This window comes from Sphingomonas sp. dw_22, assembly GCF_018449795.1.
In the GTDB taxonomy this organism is placed as follows: domain Bacteria; phylum Pseudomonadota; class Alphaproteobacteria; order Sphingomonadales; family Sphingomonadaceae; genus Sphingomonas.
Genome location: NZ_JAAVVE010000008.1, coordinates 112,772 through 127,202 on the forward strand (window position 1 = coordinate 112,772; position 14,431 = coordinate 127,202).

Annotated in this window: 15 protein-coding genes, 1 tRNA gene and 1 pseudogene; 9 read left to right on the top strand and 8 right to left on the bottom strand. The window is 65.6% G+C overall.

Going from position 1 to position 14,431, the window contains the following annotated elements:
- Positions 1–14 precede the first annotated feature (14 nt).
- Positions 15–99: transfer RNA gene (locus tag HB724_RS05990), tRNA-Leu, on the bottom strand.
- 108 nt (positions 100–207) lie between these two features.
- On the opposite strand from HB724_RS05990, the gene HB724_RS05995 reads away from it, so the two are divergent.
- Together HB724_RS05995 and HB724_RS06000 are read left to right on the top strand one after the other, a co-directional pair.
- The gene (locus HB724_RS05995; protein WP_213980017.1) at positions 208–387 is read left to right on the top strand and encodes a hypothetical protein; all 180 of its coding nucleotides are present in this window, start codon (positions 208–210) and stop codon (positions 385–387) included.
- A 40-nt stretch (positions 388–427) separates the two neighbouring features.
- Positions 428–1,147, top strand: coding sequence for a Crp/Fnr family transcriptional regulator (locus HB724_RS06000; RefSeq protein WP_213979995.1), 720 nt, complete (start codon positions 428–430; stop codon positions 1,145–1,147).
- On the opposite strand, the gene HB724_RS06005 is transcribed toward HB724_RS06000, so the two are convergent.
- Both HB724_RS06005 and gatB read right to left on the bottom strand, forming a co-directional pair.
- Positions 1,144–1,752 carry a peptidylprolyl isomerase gene (locus HB724_RS06005; protein ID WP_213979996.1) on the bottom strand — a complete coding sequence of 203 codons (609 nt, stop codon included), beginning with the start codon at positions 1,750–1,752 and terminating at the stop codon, positions 1,144–1,146. The genes HB724_RS06000 and HB724_RS06005 overlap by 4 nt on opposite strands.
- Positions 1,753–1,766: 14 nt before the next feature.
- Positions 1,767–3,278 (bottom strand): Asp-tRNA(Asn)/Glu-tRNA(Gln) amidotransferase subunit GatB, encoded by a 1,512-nt coding sequence (gene gatB, locus HB724_RS06010; RefSeq protein WP_213979997.1) that lies wholly within the window; start codon positions 3,276–3,278, stop codon positions 1,767–1,769.
- Positions 3,279–3,601: 323 nt separating this feature from the next.
- Here gatB and HB724_RS06015 point away from each other — a divergent pair, with 323 nt between their 5' ends.
- The 4 genes from HB724_RS06015 (at position 3,602) to HB724_RS06030 (ending at position 8,259) form a co-directional block, all read left to right on the top strand.
- Entirely contained in the window at positions 3,602–4,750 is a 1,149-nt protein-coding gene (locus tag HB724_RS06015) for a glycosyltransferase family 2 protein (RefSeq protein ID WP_213979998.1), read from the top strand.
- 223 nt (positions 4,751–4,973) lie between these two features.
- A complete protein-coding gene (locus HB724_RS06020; protein WP_213979999.1) occupies positions 4,974–6,422 on the top strand; it encodes a flippase in 1,449 nt (482 codons plus the stop codon).
- Entirely contained in the window at positions 6,419–6,649 is a 231-nt protein-coding gene (locus HB724_RS06025) for a hypothetical protein (protein ID WP_213980000.1), read from the top strand. The genes HB724_RS06020 and HB724_RS06025 overlap by 4 nt, the downstream gene beginning before the upstream one ends.
- Before the next feature lie 38 nt (positions 6,650–6,687).
- Positions 6,688–8,259: a hypothetical protein gene (locus HB724_RS06030; protein WP_213980001.1), complete on the top strand. Its 1,572-nt coding sequence runs from the start codon at positions 6,688–6,690 to the stop codon at positions 8,257–8,259.
- 4 nt (positions 8,260–8,263) lie between these two features.
- Here the strand turns inward: HB724_RS06030 and gatA are convergent, their stop codons facing one another.
- Complete coding sequence (gene gatA / locus HB724_RS06035; RefSeq protein WP_213980002.1) at positions 8,264–9,748, bottom strand: Asp-tRNA(Asn)/Glu-tRNA(Gln) amidotransferase subunit GatA; 1,485 nt, start codon at positions 9,746–9,748, stop codon at positions 8,264–8,266.
- Entirely contained in the window at positions 9,745–10,032 is a 288-nt protein-coding gene (gene gatC, locus HB724_RS06040; protein ID WP_213980003.1) for an Asp-tRNA(Asn)/Glu-tRNA(Gln) amidotransferase subunit GatC, read from the bottom strand. Before gatC ends, gatA begins: the two co-directional genes overlap by 4 nt.
- Positions 10,033–10,175: 143 nt before the next feature.
- Between gatC and HB724_RS06045 the strand changes: the two genes are divergently transcribed.
- Positions 10,176–11,276 (top strand): DUF3089 domain-containing protein, encoded by a 1,101-nt coding sequence (locus HB724_RS06045; protein ID WP_213980004.1) that lies wholly within the window; start codon positions 10,176–10,178, stop codon positions 11,274–11,276.
- 19 nt (positions 11,277–11,295) lie between these two features.
- Positions 11,296–11,760: a Holliday junction resolvase RuvX gene (gene ruvX / locus HB724_RS06050; RefSeq protein WP_213980005.1), complete on the top strand. Its 465-nt coding sequence runs from the start codon at positions 11,296–11,298 to the stop codon at positions 11,758–11,760.
- A 38-nt stretch (positions 11,761–11,798) separates the two neighbouring features.
- Here ruvX and HB724_RS06055 read toward each other — a convergent pair whose 3' ends face one another.
- Positions 11,799–12,563 carry an OmpA family protein gene (locus HB724_RS06055; protein WP_213980006.1) on the bottom strand — a complete coding sequence of 255 codons (765 nt, stop codon included), beginning with the start codon at positions 12,561–12,563 and terminating at the stop codon, positions 11,799–11,801.
- Positions 12,564–12,706: 143 nt separating this feature from the next.
- On the opposite strand from HB724_RS06055, the gene HB724_RS06060 reads away from it, so the two are divergent.
- On the top strand, positions 12,707–13,696 hold the full coding sequence (locus tag HB724_RS06060; RefSeq protein ID WP_213980007.1) for an aspartate carbamoyltransferase catalytic subunit: 990 nt from the start codon (positions 12,707–12,709) through the stop codon (positions 13,694–13,696).
- Here the strand turns inward: HB724_RS06060 and HB724_RS20700 are convergent.
- Entirely contained in the window at positions 13,585–14,010 is a 426-nt protein-coding gene (locus tag HB724_RS20700) for a hypothetical protein (RefSeq protein WP_346344673.1), read from the bottom strand. The two genes, HB724_RS06060 and HB724_RS20700, sit on opposite strands and share 112 nt — an antisense overlap.
- A gap of 328 nt (positions 14,011–14,338) precedes the next feature.
- Positions 14,339–14,431, bottom strand: a pseudogene (locus HB724_RS20440) (polyhydroxyalkanoate synthesis repressor PhaR); the annotation flags it as partial.

Below are 14,431 nucleotides of genomic sequence, written 5' to 3' on the forward strand. Positions count from 1 at the left end.
AGCCGTGGCGAGACTGGTGCGGGCGAAGGGAGTCGAACCCCCACATCTTTCGATACTGGAACCTAAATCCAGCGCGTCTACCAGTTCCGCCACGCCCGCAGGGGACACCGCCGGTCGGCGGGCTCTATAGCAGCAAGGGTCGCGGGGGCAAGTCACAAGCAACTTCGGCGCACGATCCGGCGTTGAGGCGGGAACAAGGAGCCATCCATGCCCGTCGAACCTCCGATACAGCCGACCATTCCGCCCCCCGAGACCGCGCCCCCGCCCATGCCGGGCCAGCCTGTCGCGCCGCCGCCCGAACTGGTTCCGCCCGCGCCCGATATCGATGTGCCCGCCCCGCACCCGGACAATGATCCCGGCATCGCGCCCGGACAGCCCATAGCATGACCGATTCGAAGGACTGTTTCCTGCCACACCTCGGGGGCCGATGATCGCACAGCATCTGATGAAGCTTCGCCTGCGCGATGAGATAAGCGCGGAGGAAGAGGCGGCGATTCGCGACTGCATCAGCGAGGTGGTGGACTATCCCGCCGATCGCACGCTGGCCCGTCGCGGGGAGGAGCTGACCTATTCGACTCTCCTGCTCGAAGGATTCCTCTGCCGCTACAAGGATCTGCGCGACGGCCAGCGCCAGATCACCCATATCCACGTTCCCGGCGATTTCGCCGATCTCCACGGCTTCACGCTCAAGCATCTCGACCATTCGGTGATGACGCTCACGCCGTGCAGGATCGCCAAGGCGCCGCACGACCGGATCATGAAGATCACCGAGAATTATCCGCATCTGACGCGCGTCTTCTGGTTCTCGACCAATCTCGACGCCGCCATCCACCGCGAATGGGAAGTGTCGCTCGGCCGGCGGCGGGCGCTGGAGCGCACCGCGCACCTGTTCTGCGAGCTCCAGGTGCGGCTCCAGATCGTCGGCCTGGCGGACGAGACCGGCTATGCCTTCCCCCTCACCCAGACCGAGCTGGCCGAATGCCTGGGCCTCACTTCGGTCCATGTGAACCGCGTGCTGCGCGACCTGCGCGAACGCGGCATGATCGAATTCCGCGGCGGCCGCGTCTCGATCACCGACTTCAAGGCGCTGAAGGCCGTGGCGGAGTTCGATCCCGCCTATCTCTACATGGAGTTGCGCGAGCGCTAGAGCGGCAGCCGCCGCGCCGTCATGATCTTCACCGGCGCCAAGGGTATCTCGCCCTTGAACCCACCCTGCACGGTCTTGTCGGGCGAGACCGGCGCGTCGAATATCTTGAGGATCACGTCCATCCCCTCGACCACGCGGCCGAATGCGGCATAGCCGAGATTGTCGCCCGGCTTGGCCGGATCGGCGTCGAACGAAGGCTGGTCGCCCAGGCTGATCGTGAACTCGCCGCGCGCGCTTCCGGGCGCGAAACGGGCGGTGGAGATGGTGCCGTCCAGATGCTTGAGGCCGGTCTGCGTCGTCGGCTCATGCTTGATCGGCGGATAGATGCGCGCCGGCGCGTTCTGCACGCCGAACTGGACGAAGCCGAAATGGTCCGCGACCTTCACCGTGCGATAGAATTGCATCCCGTCGAGCCGCCTCGCATCGACATAGCGCAGGAAATTGCGCGCGGTGATCGGCGCCTTGCCCGTCTCCACCTCGATCACGATCCGCCCCGCGCTGGTCTCCAGCGCGACGCGTGCCGTTGTTGGCGGCGCGGCCGGAGTCTGCGCGGCCGCCGGAAACGCCAGCAGCCCGGCAATCAGCAACAGCAATCCGCGCAGCATCCGTCCCTCCCCGCTCAGCCCAGCGCCTTCTTCAGCAGCTCGTTCACCACCGCAGGATTGGCCTTGCCGGCCATCGCCTTCATCGTCTGGCCGACGAAGAAGCCGAACAGCGCTTCCTTGCCGCCGCGATACTGTTCGAGCTGGTTCGGGTTCTTCGCCAGCACCTCGGCGATCACCGCCTCGATCGCGCCGGTGTCGCTGGTCTGCTTGAGCCCGCGTTCCTCGACGATCGCCGGGGCGCTCTGGCCGGTCTCCAGCATGATCTCGAACACCTGCTTGGCCAGCGGCCCCGAAAGCGTGCCGTCTGCCGCCAGCGCGAGCAGCTCGGCGCCCTGGATCGGGCTGACCGGGCTCTCATCGACGTCCTTGCCCAGCCGGTTGAGCGCGCCGTAGAGGTCCGAGATCAGCCAGTTGGCCGCCGCGCGCGCGACCTGGTTCTCGCCCTTGGCCTGGATCCGCGCGCTCTCCGCCAGCAGCGCCTCGAACCAGCGCGCCGTCTCCACATCGGCGGTCAGCACCGCGGCGTTGTAGGCGCTCAGCCCCAGATCGGTCTCGTAGCGGCGGCGCTTGGCGTCGGGCAGCTCGGGCAGGCTCTTCTCGCATGCGTCGAGAAAGGCGTCGTCCAGCTCCAGCGGCAGCAGGTCGGGATCGGGGAAATAGCGATAGTCGTGCGCATCCTCCTTGGAGCGCATCGAGCGGGTCTCGTTCCTGTCGGGATCGAACAGCCGCGTCTCCTGGACGATCCGCCCACCGCTCTCCAGCACCTCGACCTGGCGCCGCGCCTCATATTCGATCGTCGCCATCACGAAGCGCACCGAATTGACGTTCTTGGTCTCGGTCCGCGTGCCGAATTCGTCGCCGGGCTTGCGCACGCTGACGTTCACGTCTGCGCGCATCGAGCCTTCTTCCATATTGCCGTCGCACGAGCCGACATAGCGCAGGATCGAACGCAGCTTCTTGACGTAAGCCCCTGCTTCGGCAGGCGAACGCATGTCCGGACGGCTGACGATCTCCATCAGCGCCACGCCCGCGCGATTGAGATCGACATAGGAGCGCGTCGGATGCTGGTCGTGCATCAGCTTGCCGGCATCCTGCTCGACATGGATGCGCTCGATGCCGATGGTCTTCACCTCGGCCTCGGGATCCTTCTCGTCCAGGCTGATCTCGATCCGGCCCTCGCCCACCAGCGGATGGTAGAGCTGGCTGATCTGATAGCCCTGCGGCAGATCGGCGTAGAAATAATTCTTGCGGTCGAAGCGCGACCATTTGTTGATGACCGCGCCGATCGCCATGCCGGTGCGCACCGCCTGGCGGATGCATTCCTTGTTGGGCGTCGGCAGCATGCCCGGCATCGCCGCATCGATCAGCGAGACCTGGCTGTTGGGTTCGGCGCCGAACTCGGTCGCCGCGCCGGAGAACAGCTTGGCCTTGGACGTGACCTGGGCATGGACTTCGAGGCCGATCACGACCTCCCATTCGCCGGTGTCGCCCTGGATGCGGTAGCTGGAGGTGGAACTGGTCGCCATTGCTCTTCACGAAATAGGGATAGGGAGTTGGATCGCCTATCGCGCGTCGCCGAGGCAAGGTCCAGCGTGCAAATGCGCCCGGCAGCGACGCGCGGCAAGCCGCTGCGAATGGAGGGGTGAAGATTCGCCCGTACAATTGCCCCAACTGTCCCACGCTGCACCGCAATAGCGGCTTGCAGCTTTGATTCGCCCAGACTAGCAAAGCCGCATCTTTCGGTCGGCGCGGCGCATGTAATCCCGCCAGCATATGCCGAACGAAAGGACGTTAATCCTGTGGCGGCTAATCGCATTATTATTGAGCAGCACATCCGGGGGGATGCCTGATGGACGGCGAAGTTGAGCTTTCAAGCGGCACCGCCGGCGCCTCCACTGCGACGCCGGCAATACCGTCGCTGCAACTGACCGTCATCATTCCCACCTTCAACGAGGCGGAGAATGTCGCGCCGCTGGCCGCCAAGCTCGATCAGGCACTGGCCGGGTTGAACTGGGAAGCCGTCTATGTCGACGACGATTCGGCCGACGGCACTTCGGACCGGGTGCGCGAGATCGCCCGGATCGATCGCCGTATCCGCGTGATCCAGCGCGTCGGTCGCCGCGGGCTCTCCTCGGCGGTGGTCGAGGGCATGCTGAGCAGCGCGGCCCCCGTCGTCGCGGTGATCGACGGCGACATGCAGCATGACGAGACGGCACTGGTGAAGCTCTATGCCGCGATCGTGGAGGACGGAAACGACCTCGCGATCGGCACGCGCTACACCGAAGGCGGCTCGACCGGCGAATGGGACGAATCGCGCGTCAAGATCAGCCAGTTCGCGACTCGCCTGTCCAACATCCTGCTCAAGAACGATGTGAAGGATCCGATGAGCGGCTTCTTCGCGGTGAAGCGCGAAGTCTTCGTCGAGGCGCTGCCGAACCTTTCGATGGTCGGCTTCAAGATCCTGCTCGACATGGTCGCCTCGGTCCCGCGCAAGCTCAGGATCGCGGAGATTCCATACACCTTCCGTTCGCGCGTCGCGGGCGAGAGCAAGCTCGACAGCAAGGTAGCCCAGGAATTCGGCGCGCTGCTGCTCGAGAAGATGTTCGGCCATATCGTGCCGGTACGCTTCCTGATGTTCGCCGCGGTCGGCGGGCTCGGCCTGCTCGTCCATCTCGCCACGCTGGGCACGCTGGTGCGGCTGATCGCCGTGGACTTCCGCATCGGTCAGTCGATCGCCGTGTTCACCGCGATGACGTTCAACTTCGTCCTCAACAACAGCTTCACCTATCGCGACATGCGCCTGCGCGGCGCGAAGTTCGTGCGCGGCCTGTTTACCTTCTACGCGGTCTGCCTGATCGGCGCGATCGGCAACATCGGCATCGGCGAACTCATCTACAACATGCATTATCGCTGGTGGCTGGCCGGGATCGCCGGCGCCGTCGTCGGCGTCGTCTGGAATTATGCCGCCTCGTCGATGTTCACGTGGAATAAGAAATGATCTCCACGAAATCCCCTCTCTTGTTGGCGCCAGAAAACCTTGGAGCGGGCAGCAGATACTCCCTCTATTTCTCGAAACGTCCCGTCGGGTGCCAATTCGAATATGACCGGAAATCTAGAGGCCTTTGTCACGGCGCCTCGCCTGAAGCTTAACTTGAGCGCCTCCGCTCGCAAGGGGAAGCGCGCAAGTACAGGCGATGGAGAGATCAGAGGATAGAGATTTCATGAGCGTTGGGCGGAATACAACCTATAATCTGCTCGGGTCGCTGATTCCCCTTGCGGTCGCGCTCGTCACCGTCCCCCTATACATCCATCATATCGGGACAGAGAGATACGGCGTCCTTTCGATCGCCTTCTTATTTCTAGGCTATTTCGGTTTGTTCGATCTGGGTCTCGGACGGGCGACGACCTTTCGAATGGCGTCGCTGCCGGAAACATCCGTTGAAGACCGCGCGACCGTGTTTTGGACGGCCACGACCCTGAATCTCCTGATGGGCGTGATAGGCGGCCTGATCCTTTGGGGGTTCTCCTGGTATTTCTTCGGCCATCATTTCAAAACGACCCCGGATCTTCGCAGCGAGATTCTGGAAAGCCTTCCGATCCTGGCGCTTACAGTTCCCATCGCCACGATAACCGGAGTGCTTACCGGCACCCTGCAGGCGAGAAATCGTTTTCTCGAAGCGAATGTAATATCGACGACTTCCACCGTCCTTTTCCAGATCTTCCCCCTTCTGGTCGCGTGGATATGGGGGCCTCGTCTGGAAGGATTGTTGGCTGCGGCCTTGCTGGCTCGCCTGGCGGCGATCGTCATCCTGTTCCGATCGGCGCACCGGGCCGCGGCACGCGGAAGACCCATCACCCTGAACCGATCGGAAATACCGATGTTGCTTGGGTTCGGGGGCTGGGTATTCGTCGATGGAATACTGTCTCCCATTCTGGCGATGGTAGACCGTTTCGCAATTGGCGCCTTCCTGGGAGGATCCGCGCTGACGATCTACACCGTTCCCTATCAGCTCGCCCAACGCATCACCATTCTGCCAAACGCTCTTCTATCAGCGATCTTCCCGAGCCTGCCGTCCTCTTCCGAGGAACAGCGCAAGACGGTCGGCATTCGATCCACCTCGCTCTTGATCGCGATGCTCTCGACGCCCGTTCTGGTGATGATATTCTTCATGCCCCCCCTGTTCGAGCTTTGGTTGGGCCACGGCATAGGCAGTGCGGCGGCGGAAGTAGGGGTGCTGATCCTCGTCGGCTTCTGGCTGAACGCTCTGGCGTGGGTGCCCTTCACCTGGCTTCAGGGCAGCGGACGTCCCGATATCGTGACCAAGGTTCACCTTCTGGAAATTCCGCCATGCTTGTTGATTCTGTACATACTCCTGACGGAATATGGCATTTCCGGCGTGGCCCTGTACATAATCCTGAGAAATGCCATCGACATCATCTTGCTGACGCTGGCCGCACGTCTGGCAAAAACGCTTCCATATATTCTCGCGCTGGGAATGATCCTTCTTGGCAGCGCCCTTATCTCGAGGAATTTCCCGTTTGGCAGCGCCGCATGGTGGGCAGGGCTTCTTGTGCTCGGCAGCGTATCGCTCGGACTTTCCTGGCTTATTCTACCTAAAGATATAGGACTTCGTCTCTTGAGCGCCGGCCGGCAGCTCGCAATTCGATGAACAGCGCGGCCACATCGGATCCAGCGATCCTATCGCAGATCCAGGGGCTGCCGCCGCTTGTGCGGAAGCTCCCTTGGCGCATGGTGGACGACCTCGGTGTCAAATTGACCGAACGCGGGTTCGTGCGTGGCCGGCTCAGCTTCTACGCCGTCCGCCTGATCGGCGCGATCGTCGGCGTCGCCTGGAATTACGCTGCCCCGTCGATGTTCACGTGGAGTAAAAAATGATCCCCGCTGCTGGTTCCCACACGCGGGAGGGCCGCGGCGTGGCGACGAGTGGAAGCATTCCGAAGCTGGGTTGGGCGGCGCTGGTCGTGGCGCTCGCGCTGCCGATCCTGGTGACGCCGGTCGTTCCGCTCATCGATCTCTACAATCACGTCGCGCGCTTCTACGTCCTGTCGCATATCGACGGGGATGCGTTCCTCACCAGGAATTACGCCCCCAACTGGCACCTGCTGCCCAATATCGGGCTCGACGTCCCGGCGGTATGGCTGGCGCACTGGATCGAGCCGCTGCTGCTGGCCAAGCTGATCGTCACCGTGATCGTCGCACTCCAGATCAGCGGCACGCTGTTTCTGAACAGGTCGCTGACCGGGCGGATCAATGCGTGGAGCGCCCTGTTGGCCGCCGCGCTCTGCTACAGCTTCATCCTGAGCTGGGGCTTCCTCAACTATCTGCTGGCAACGGGAATCGCGCTGTGGACGCTGGGATTGTGGGTAAGGCTGCGCGACCGCCCCGTGCTGGCGACATCGGTATGTGCGCCGCTCGCGCTTCTCATCCTGTTCTGCCACGGATTCGCCTTCGGCCTGTACGGACTTGTCGCCGGCGCGCTCGAATTCGGCCTGTGGCTGAACAGCGCTGACCGGCGGCTGGTCCGGCTGCTGCGCGGCGGAGCGCTGCTGTCGGCGCAGGCGGTAGCGCCGCTCCTCTTCTTCCTCGCCATGCCCACTTCGCATGCGAACACCTATAAGGCGCCCGTCGGGCAGTTGATTGCCAACATCTATGAGGAAGGCAATCTGGCGACGCGTCTCTGGCTCCAGATCGCCAGGCGATTCGAAGCGCTCATCCGGGTGGCGGAGACGCCCTGGCCCTGGCTCGACGGACTCCTGTTCGCGGCGACGGTGCTGATCCTTGTCCTGGCCTTTCGCCGCAAGTGGCTCTGCACGGTTTCCGCAGCGCTGCCCGCGCTCGCGCTCGCGCTCTTGCTGGTGGTCGTGATGCCAGGCGGCATGTTCGGTGCTGGCCATCTTTTCGAACGGATGCCGCTGCTGTTCGCCTTGCTATTCGCTGCCTCGCTTCAAGAGACCGCGCCGGGCGCTGCGGGAGGCGGCCGTCTCAAGCTGGCATTGCTCGCGGTGACGCTGGTCCGCTTCGCGGCACTCGATGCCGGCTGGAGCCTCTATCGCCAGCAATATGCCAATTTCGAGCGAGTCACGGCGGATCTTCCCGCCCATGCGATAGTCGCGCCCATGCTCGTGTTCGGGGAGAATTCGCGCGACGGATTGTTCCCGCGTTGCCAGATGTTCCCGCCGCTCACGGTGATCGAGAAGCGCGCGGCGACCCCGCTCTTCGCCGATCCCACCCAGCAGCCGTTGCTGCTGAAAAGCGATCTGAAGGGAATCGCCGATGTCTTTCGATCGGCGACTCCGGCGCAGCAAGTCGCGGTCAGCCTGTCACGCCTGCCCTTTTTCTATGACGATATGCTCGCGCGCATCGTCGCCGAGCGCCATGCCAGCCATGTGCTGATGTGCGGCGCCGAGCGGCTGAAGCGCCCACTTCCTGCCACCATGCGCCGGATCGCGACGGCGGGGAATCTGTCGCTCTACGAAATCCGCTAGCCCCTCACCACCAAGCCTCGGGCCGCGCGGTGAAGCCCGCCCGTTCCTCGATCGCCAGCCCGGCATCGAGCACGCCCTGCTCGTCGAACGGCTTGCCGATGATCTGGAGCCCCAGCGGCAGCCCGCCCTTGTCGAGCCCGCCCGGCACCGACATCGCCGGCAGGCCCGCCAGCGAGCTCGGCACGGTGAAGACGTCGTTCAGATACATCGCGATCGGATCGTCGCTCTTCTCGCCCAGTGCGAACGCGGCCGACGGGGCGGTCGGCGTCAGCAGCAGGTCGCAGAACATCCAGGCCTGCTCGAAATCGCGCGCGATCAGCGTGCGGACCTTCTGGGCCTGGGTGTAATAGGCGTCGTAGAACCCCGCCGAGAGCACATAGGTGCCGATCAGGATTCGCCGCTTCACTTCGTCGCCAAAGCCCGCCGCGCGGGTGGCCGCATACATGTCCTGGAGGTTCTGGCCCTCGGCCAGCTCGCGCAAGCCGTAGCGCACGCCGTCATAGCGCGCGAGGTTCGACGAAGCCTCTGCGGGGGCGATGATGTAATAGGCCGGCAGCGCGTATTTGGTGTGCGGGAGCGATACCTCGACCACTTCGGCACCGGCATCCTTCACCCAGTCGATGCCCTGCTGCCACAGCGCCGCAATCTCGGCGGGCATGCCGTCCATCCGGTATTCCCTGGGAATGCCGACCTTCTTGCCGCGCAGATTGCCCGACAGGCTCTGCTCCCATTTGGGCACGGGCATGTCGAGCGAGGTCGAATCCTTGGGATCGAAGCCCGCCATGTTCTCCAGCAGGATCGCGCAGTCGCGCACGTCGCGCGCCATCGGCCCGGCCTGGTCGAGCGACGAGGCGAAGGCGACCACGCCCCACCGCGAGCAGCGGCCATAGGTCGGCTTGATGCCCGAAATGCCGGTGAAGGCCGCGGGCTGGCGGATCGAGCCGCCGGTATCGGTGCCCGTCGCGCCCGGCACGATCCGTGCCGCGATCGCCGCCGAGCTGCCGCCCGAGCTGCCGCCCGGCGCCAGCGGGGCATTGTCGCCGCCGCCGCGCCGCCAGGGCGAGATCACATTGCCGAAATAGCTCGTCTCGTTGGACGAGCCCATCGCGAACTGGTCCATGTTGAGCTTGCCCAGCATGCCCGCGCCCGCATCCCACAATTTCTGCGAGACGGTGGACTCATAGACCGGCTTGAAGCCCTCCAATATGTGGCTGGCGGCGGTGGTCTGCACGCCCTTGGTGGCGAACAGATCCTTCATGCCGATCGGCACGCCCGCGAGCGGCTTCAGCGTCTCGCCCGCCGCACGCGCGGCGTCGGCCTCCTTGGCGGCGGCGATGGCATGGTCGGGAGTCTCGACGATGAAGGCGTTGAGCGCCTTCGCCCGGCTCACCTTGACGATGAAGGCGTCCGCCACTTCGCGCGCCGAGAAGCTGCCTGCGCGGATGCCGTCGCGCAGCGCCGCGATGCCCAGATCGGTGATGCCGCTCATTCGACCACCTTCGGCACGGTGAAGAAGCCATGATCGCCCTGCGGGGCGTTCGCCAGGATCGCGTCGCGCTGGCCGCCCTCGGTCACTACGTCCTCCCGAAGGCGGAGCGTGTTGGGGATGACGGCGGTCATCGGCTCGACCGACGAGGTATCGACCTCGCCAAGCTGCTCGATCCAGCCAAGGATGTTGTTGAGCTCGGGCGCGAGGCGCTCGGCATCGCTATCGCTGATCGCGATGCGGGCCAGGCTCGCCACCTTCTTCACGGTTGCGGTATCTACGGACATGGAGCGGCGGCTAGCATTCCGCCCCTGCATAGGCAACGACGCACATGCAGCCACACGCGCAGTTGCATGATTATCAATCGTGCCCCACGGGAACGCGATTGCAACTTCGCGGCTTTATGCTGCATTGCACAATGGAGAACGGGTTGGCCCGGAAATTCCTCTATGTCGTGGCAGTCCTGATAATGCTCGCCGTCGCCGCCATGTTTGCCTATCGGCTCTACGGTATCCAGTTGATGCGCCAGTTCATGGTGCCTTCGGCCGATGTCGTCGCGCTGCCGCCCGCCGACGCCCAGGCCTATACCCATGCCGATATGTGGATCGCCCGCCCCGACAAGGCCGACAATCCCGCATTGTGGACGCCGACCGGCTTCGCTCCCGCCGCCAAGCCCAAGGCGGCGCTGTTCTTCATCCACCCGACCTCATTCCTCGACACGCATCGCTGGAACGCCCCGCTCGACAATGTCGACGCCAACAATCGCGCCGCCCTGTTCCTGCGCGGCCAGGCGAGCGCGTTCAACGGCGCCGCCTCGGTCTGGGCGCCGCGCTATCGCCAGGCGACCTTCGGTGCGTTCCTCACCAGCAAGCGCCAGGCGCAGCAGGCACTCGACTTCGCCTATCGCGACGTGCTCGCCGCGTTCGACCAGTTCGTGAAGGAAGCCGGCAACCGCCCGATCATCCTCGCCGGCCACAGCCAGGGCGCGCTGCATCTGTCGCGGCTCCTCGTGGATCGAATCGCCGGCACGCCGCTCGCGAAGCGAGTCGTCGCGGCCTACGTCGTGGGCTGGCCGGTCTCGGTCACCGCCGACCTGCCCAAAATGGGCCTGCCCGCCTGCGCCGCCCCCGAGCAGACCCGCTGCATCCTCTCATGGCAGAGCTTCGCCGAACCCGCCGATCCGGCGCTGATCATCGACACGTTCGACGCCACCACCGGCTTCACCGGCAAATCGCGCGCCAAGACGCCGATGGTCTGCACCAATCCGATCACCGGCAAGCCCGGCGATTCGGCCCCTGCCGAGGCCAATCTCGGCACGCTGGTCCCCGACACGAATTTCCAGGCGGCGCGGATGGAGATCGGCCGCGTCCCCGCGCGCTGCGAGGGCCGCGGCTTCCTGATGATCGGATCGACGCCGCCCGATTTCGGCCAGTATGTGCTGCCGGGCAACAACTACCATGTGTTCGATTACAGCCTGTTCTGGGCGAACGTCCGCAAGGACGTCGAGCGGCGGCTGGCGGCGTTCAGGTAAACCCGGCTAGAGCGGACGGGTGATTACCACCGCCCCTTCCGATTTCCGCGCCGCCCTGCCCGCCGGCGGCCGCCTGCTCGGGCTCGACGTCGGCACCAAGACGATCGGCACGGCGCTGTGCGATGCGGGGTGGAGCTTCGCCAGCCCTGCCCTGCTCGTCCGCCGCACCAAATTCGCCAAGGACAAGGCCGCACTGGCCGCTCTGATCGCGGCCCAGCAGGTGAAGGGCCTGGTCGTCGGCCTCCCGCTCAACCTCGACGGCACCGACAGCCCCCGCACCCAGTCCACCCGCGCCTTCGCCCGCAACCTGGAGGACATGGCCCTGCCGATCCTGCTGTGGGACGAGCGCTGGTCCACCGTCGCCGTCGAGCGCACGCTGATCGAACAGGACGCCAGCCGCGCGAAACGCGCCGAGCTGATCGACAAGATGGCCGCCGCCTATATCCTCCAGGGCGCGATCGACGGGCTGGTGGGCAGCTCCTGAGCCCGCGTCCGGCCGGCGAACCGGCCGGACGCAGATGTTCAGAAAGTGTCGGCGCGTTGCCCCAGCAGCGTCACCTCGACTCGCCGGTTCAGGCGCATGCCCTGCGGCGTATCGTTGCTGGCGACCGGCTCGCGCTCGCCATGCCCTTCGACGCGGAAGCGGGCACGGGTGACGCCCATATCCTCCAGCGCCGCGCGCACGCTCTCGGCGCGGCGCTCCGAAAGATCCTGGTTGTGCGCATCGGTGCCGCGCGAATCGGTGAAGCCGATGATCGCCACGCGCACGCCCGGGTTGCCGCGCAGATAGCCCACCAGCGGCCGCAGCTTCTCGATCGCGCGGGGGAAGAGCTCGGCGCTGTCGGTGCGGAACAGCACATCCTCCTGCAAGGTCAGCGTCGCGCCGAGCTTGGTCTGGCGGAAATGATAGTCGCGCATCGCCTGCCGGTCCCAGCCGCCTGCCCCCGGCCCGGGCCGGAAGCCGCGATCGCGCGCGTCCCAGTCGAACCGGTCGCGCCGCGCCCCCGCGATGGCGGCAAAGGCGCGATTCGCGGCTTCCGCCTCGCGCACGGTGATGAAGCCGTTATGGTCCCGGTCGAAATTGCGCAGCACGAAGGCGCGGCCGCGATTGCCGGCGCGCAATTCGGGATAGAGCACCCGCACACCCGGCCCCGTCAGCCGATATTCCCGTTCGCCCGGGCGGCCGCCGCTCCAGTCCCAGCGGTCCTGCGCCATCGCCGGGCCTGCGCCCGCCAGCAGCGTCGCGATCGCCGCGAGACAGATCCTGTTCCTCCGCATTCTTGTCATGATTTTCTCCTTGTTTCCCTCCGGCCGGTCGATGGCGCCGGCCGTTTGAACGCACGGTGACCCCGGCCGACAGCCTGTGTTCAGCGAAACTGACAACCCGCGCTATTGCCGAGCGTTCCGCCCGCCGTTAGGCCGCAGCTTCAATGCAAACTTCAGATCATCGCCCCGGTGCCCAGATAAAGGGCAGCGCCGTTTTCCCGCACCGGCATCTCACCGGCATCGCGGGGCTCCAGCCGCATGAGATCATGTTCCTGCTCGACGAAGCGGAACAATGGGTCGAGGCCAACCGCACCCGCGCCAAGAGCGACAAGCGGCTGGAGGGCCTCACCCAGATCAACGCATTCTTCGAGAACAGCACCCGCACGCTGTTGTCATTCGAGATCGCCGGCAAGCGCCTCGGCGCCGATGTGGTCAACATGCACGCCGCCCAATCCAGCGTGAAGAAGGGCGAGACGCTGATCGACACCGCCGTCACGCTCAACGCGATGCGCGCCGACGTGATCGTCATCCGCCATTCAAGCTCGGGCGCGGTGCAGCTCATCGCCGACAAAGTCGATTGCCCGGTGCTCAACGCCGGCGACGGCTGGCACGAGCACCCGACCCAGGCGCTGCTCGACGCGCTCACCATCCGCCGCCGCCGCGGCTCGGTCGCCGGCCAGCGCGTGGTGATCTGCGGCGACATCCTCCACAGCCGGGTCGCCCGCTCGAACATGCTCGCCCTTACCGCACTCGCCGCAGAGGTTCGCGTCGTCGCCCCCTCCACGCTGATGCCTGCCGCGATCGAGCGGATGTACGTCCAGCCCTTCACCGATTTCGACGCCGCGCTCGAGGGCGCCGACGTCGTCATGATGCTGCGCGTCCAGAACGAGCGCATGGCCGGCGGCTACATCCCCTCCACCCGCGAGTTCCACATGCGCTATGGCCTTACCCCCGAACGGCTGGAGCGCGCCAAGCCCGACGCGCTGGTGATGCACCCCGGCCCGATGAACCGCGGCGTCGAGATCGATTCGAGCGTCGCCGATCACCCCGAGCGTTCGGCGATCACCGAGCAGGTCGAGATGGGCGTAGCGGTCCGCATGGCCTGCCTCGACGTGCTGACCCGGCGCGAACGCGGCGTGGAGGGCTGGGCATGAGCATCGCCTTCACCAACGCGAAGCTGGTCTGCCCGAAAGGCGGAGTCTCCAACGGCGGCCTGATTGTCCAGGGCGACACGATCGCCGCCATCGGCACGATCGACATTCCCGAAGATGCCGAGACGATCGATCTCGGCGGCCGAATGCTCGCTCCTGCCCTGATCGATCTCGGCGTGTTCGCGGTCGACAAGCAGGCGTGCCGCTTCGGCGGGATCGCCCGCGTCGGGCTGATGCCCGATCAGTCGCCGGTGCTCGACGATCCCGGCATCGTCCGCCGCGCCGCGCTGTCGGGCAAGCCCGAGCTCTGGGTCCATCCGATGGCCGCCGCCACGCAGGGGCTGGGCGGCACGGATCTGGGCGAGATCGCGATCAACGCCTCGGCCGGCGCCCGCGCCGTCGCCACCGGGCGCCGCTGGGTCGCTTCGGCCGGCCCGAGGCGCACGCTGCTGGGCTATGCGCGGGTTTTCGGCCTGTGGGTGTTCCCCCATCCCGGGGCGGGGGGCCGGCGGGGGGGCGGCGGGGCGCCGCCCTGGACCCGGGGGTTGCGCGGTGCGGCCACCGGGGGGAAGGGGGGTGGGGGAACGCCCCCCCGACCCGCCACTTGGACGTCCCCGTGTTGCGGGGAGCGGTTGACATGGGCTCTTCAAAGTGCCCCGGCACCAGCGGCTGGATGGACTCGCCATGGGGGGCGATGAGCGGGCGCAGGAAATTGACCGGGAGCATGGTCTGGCCGCG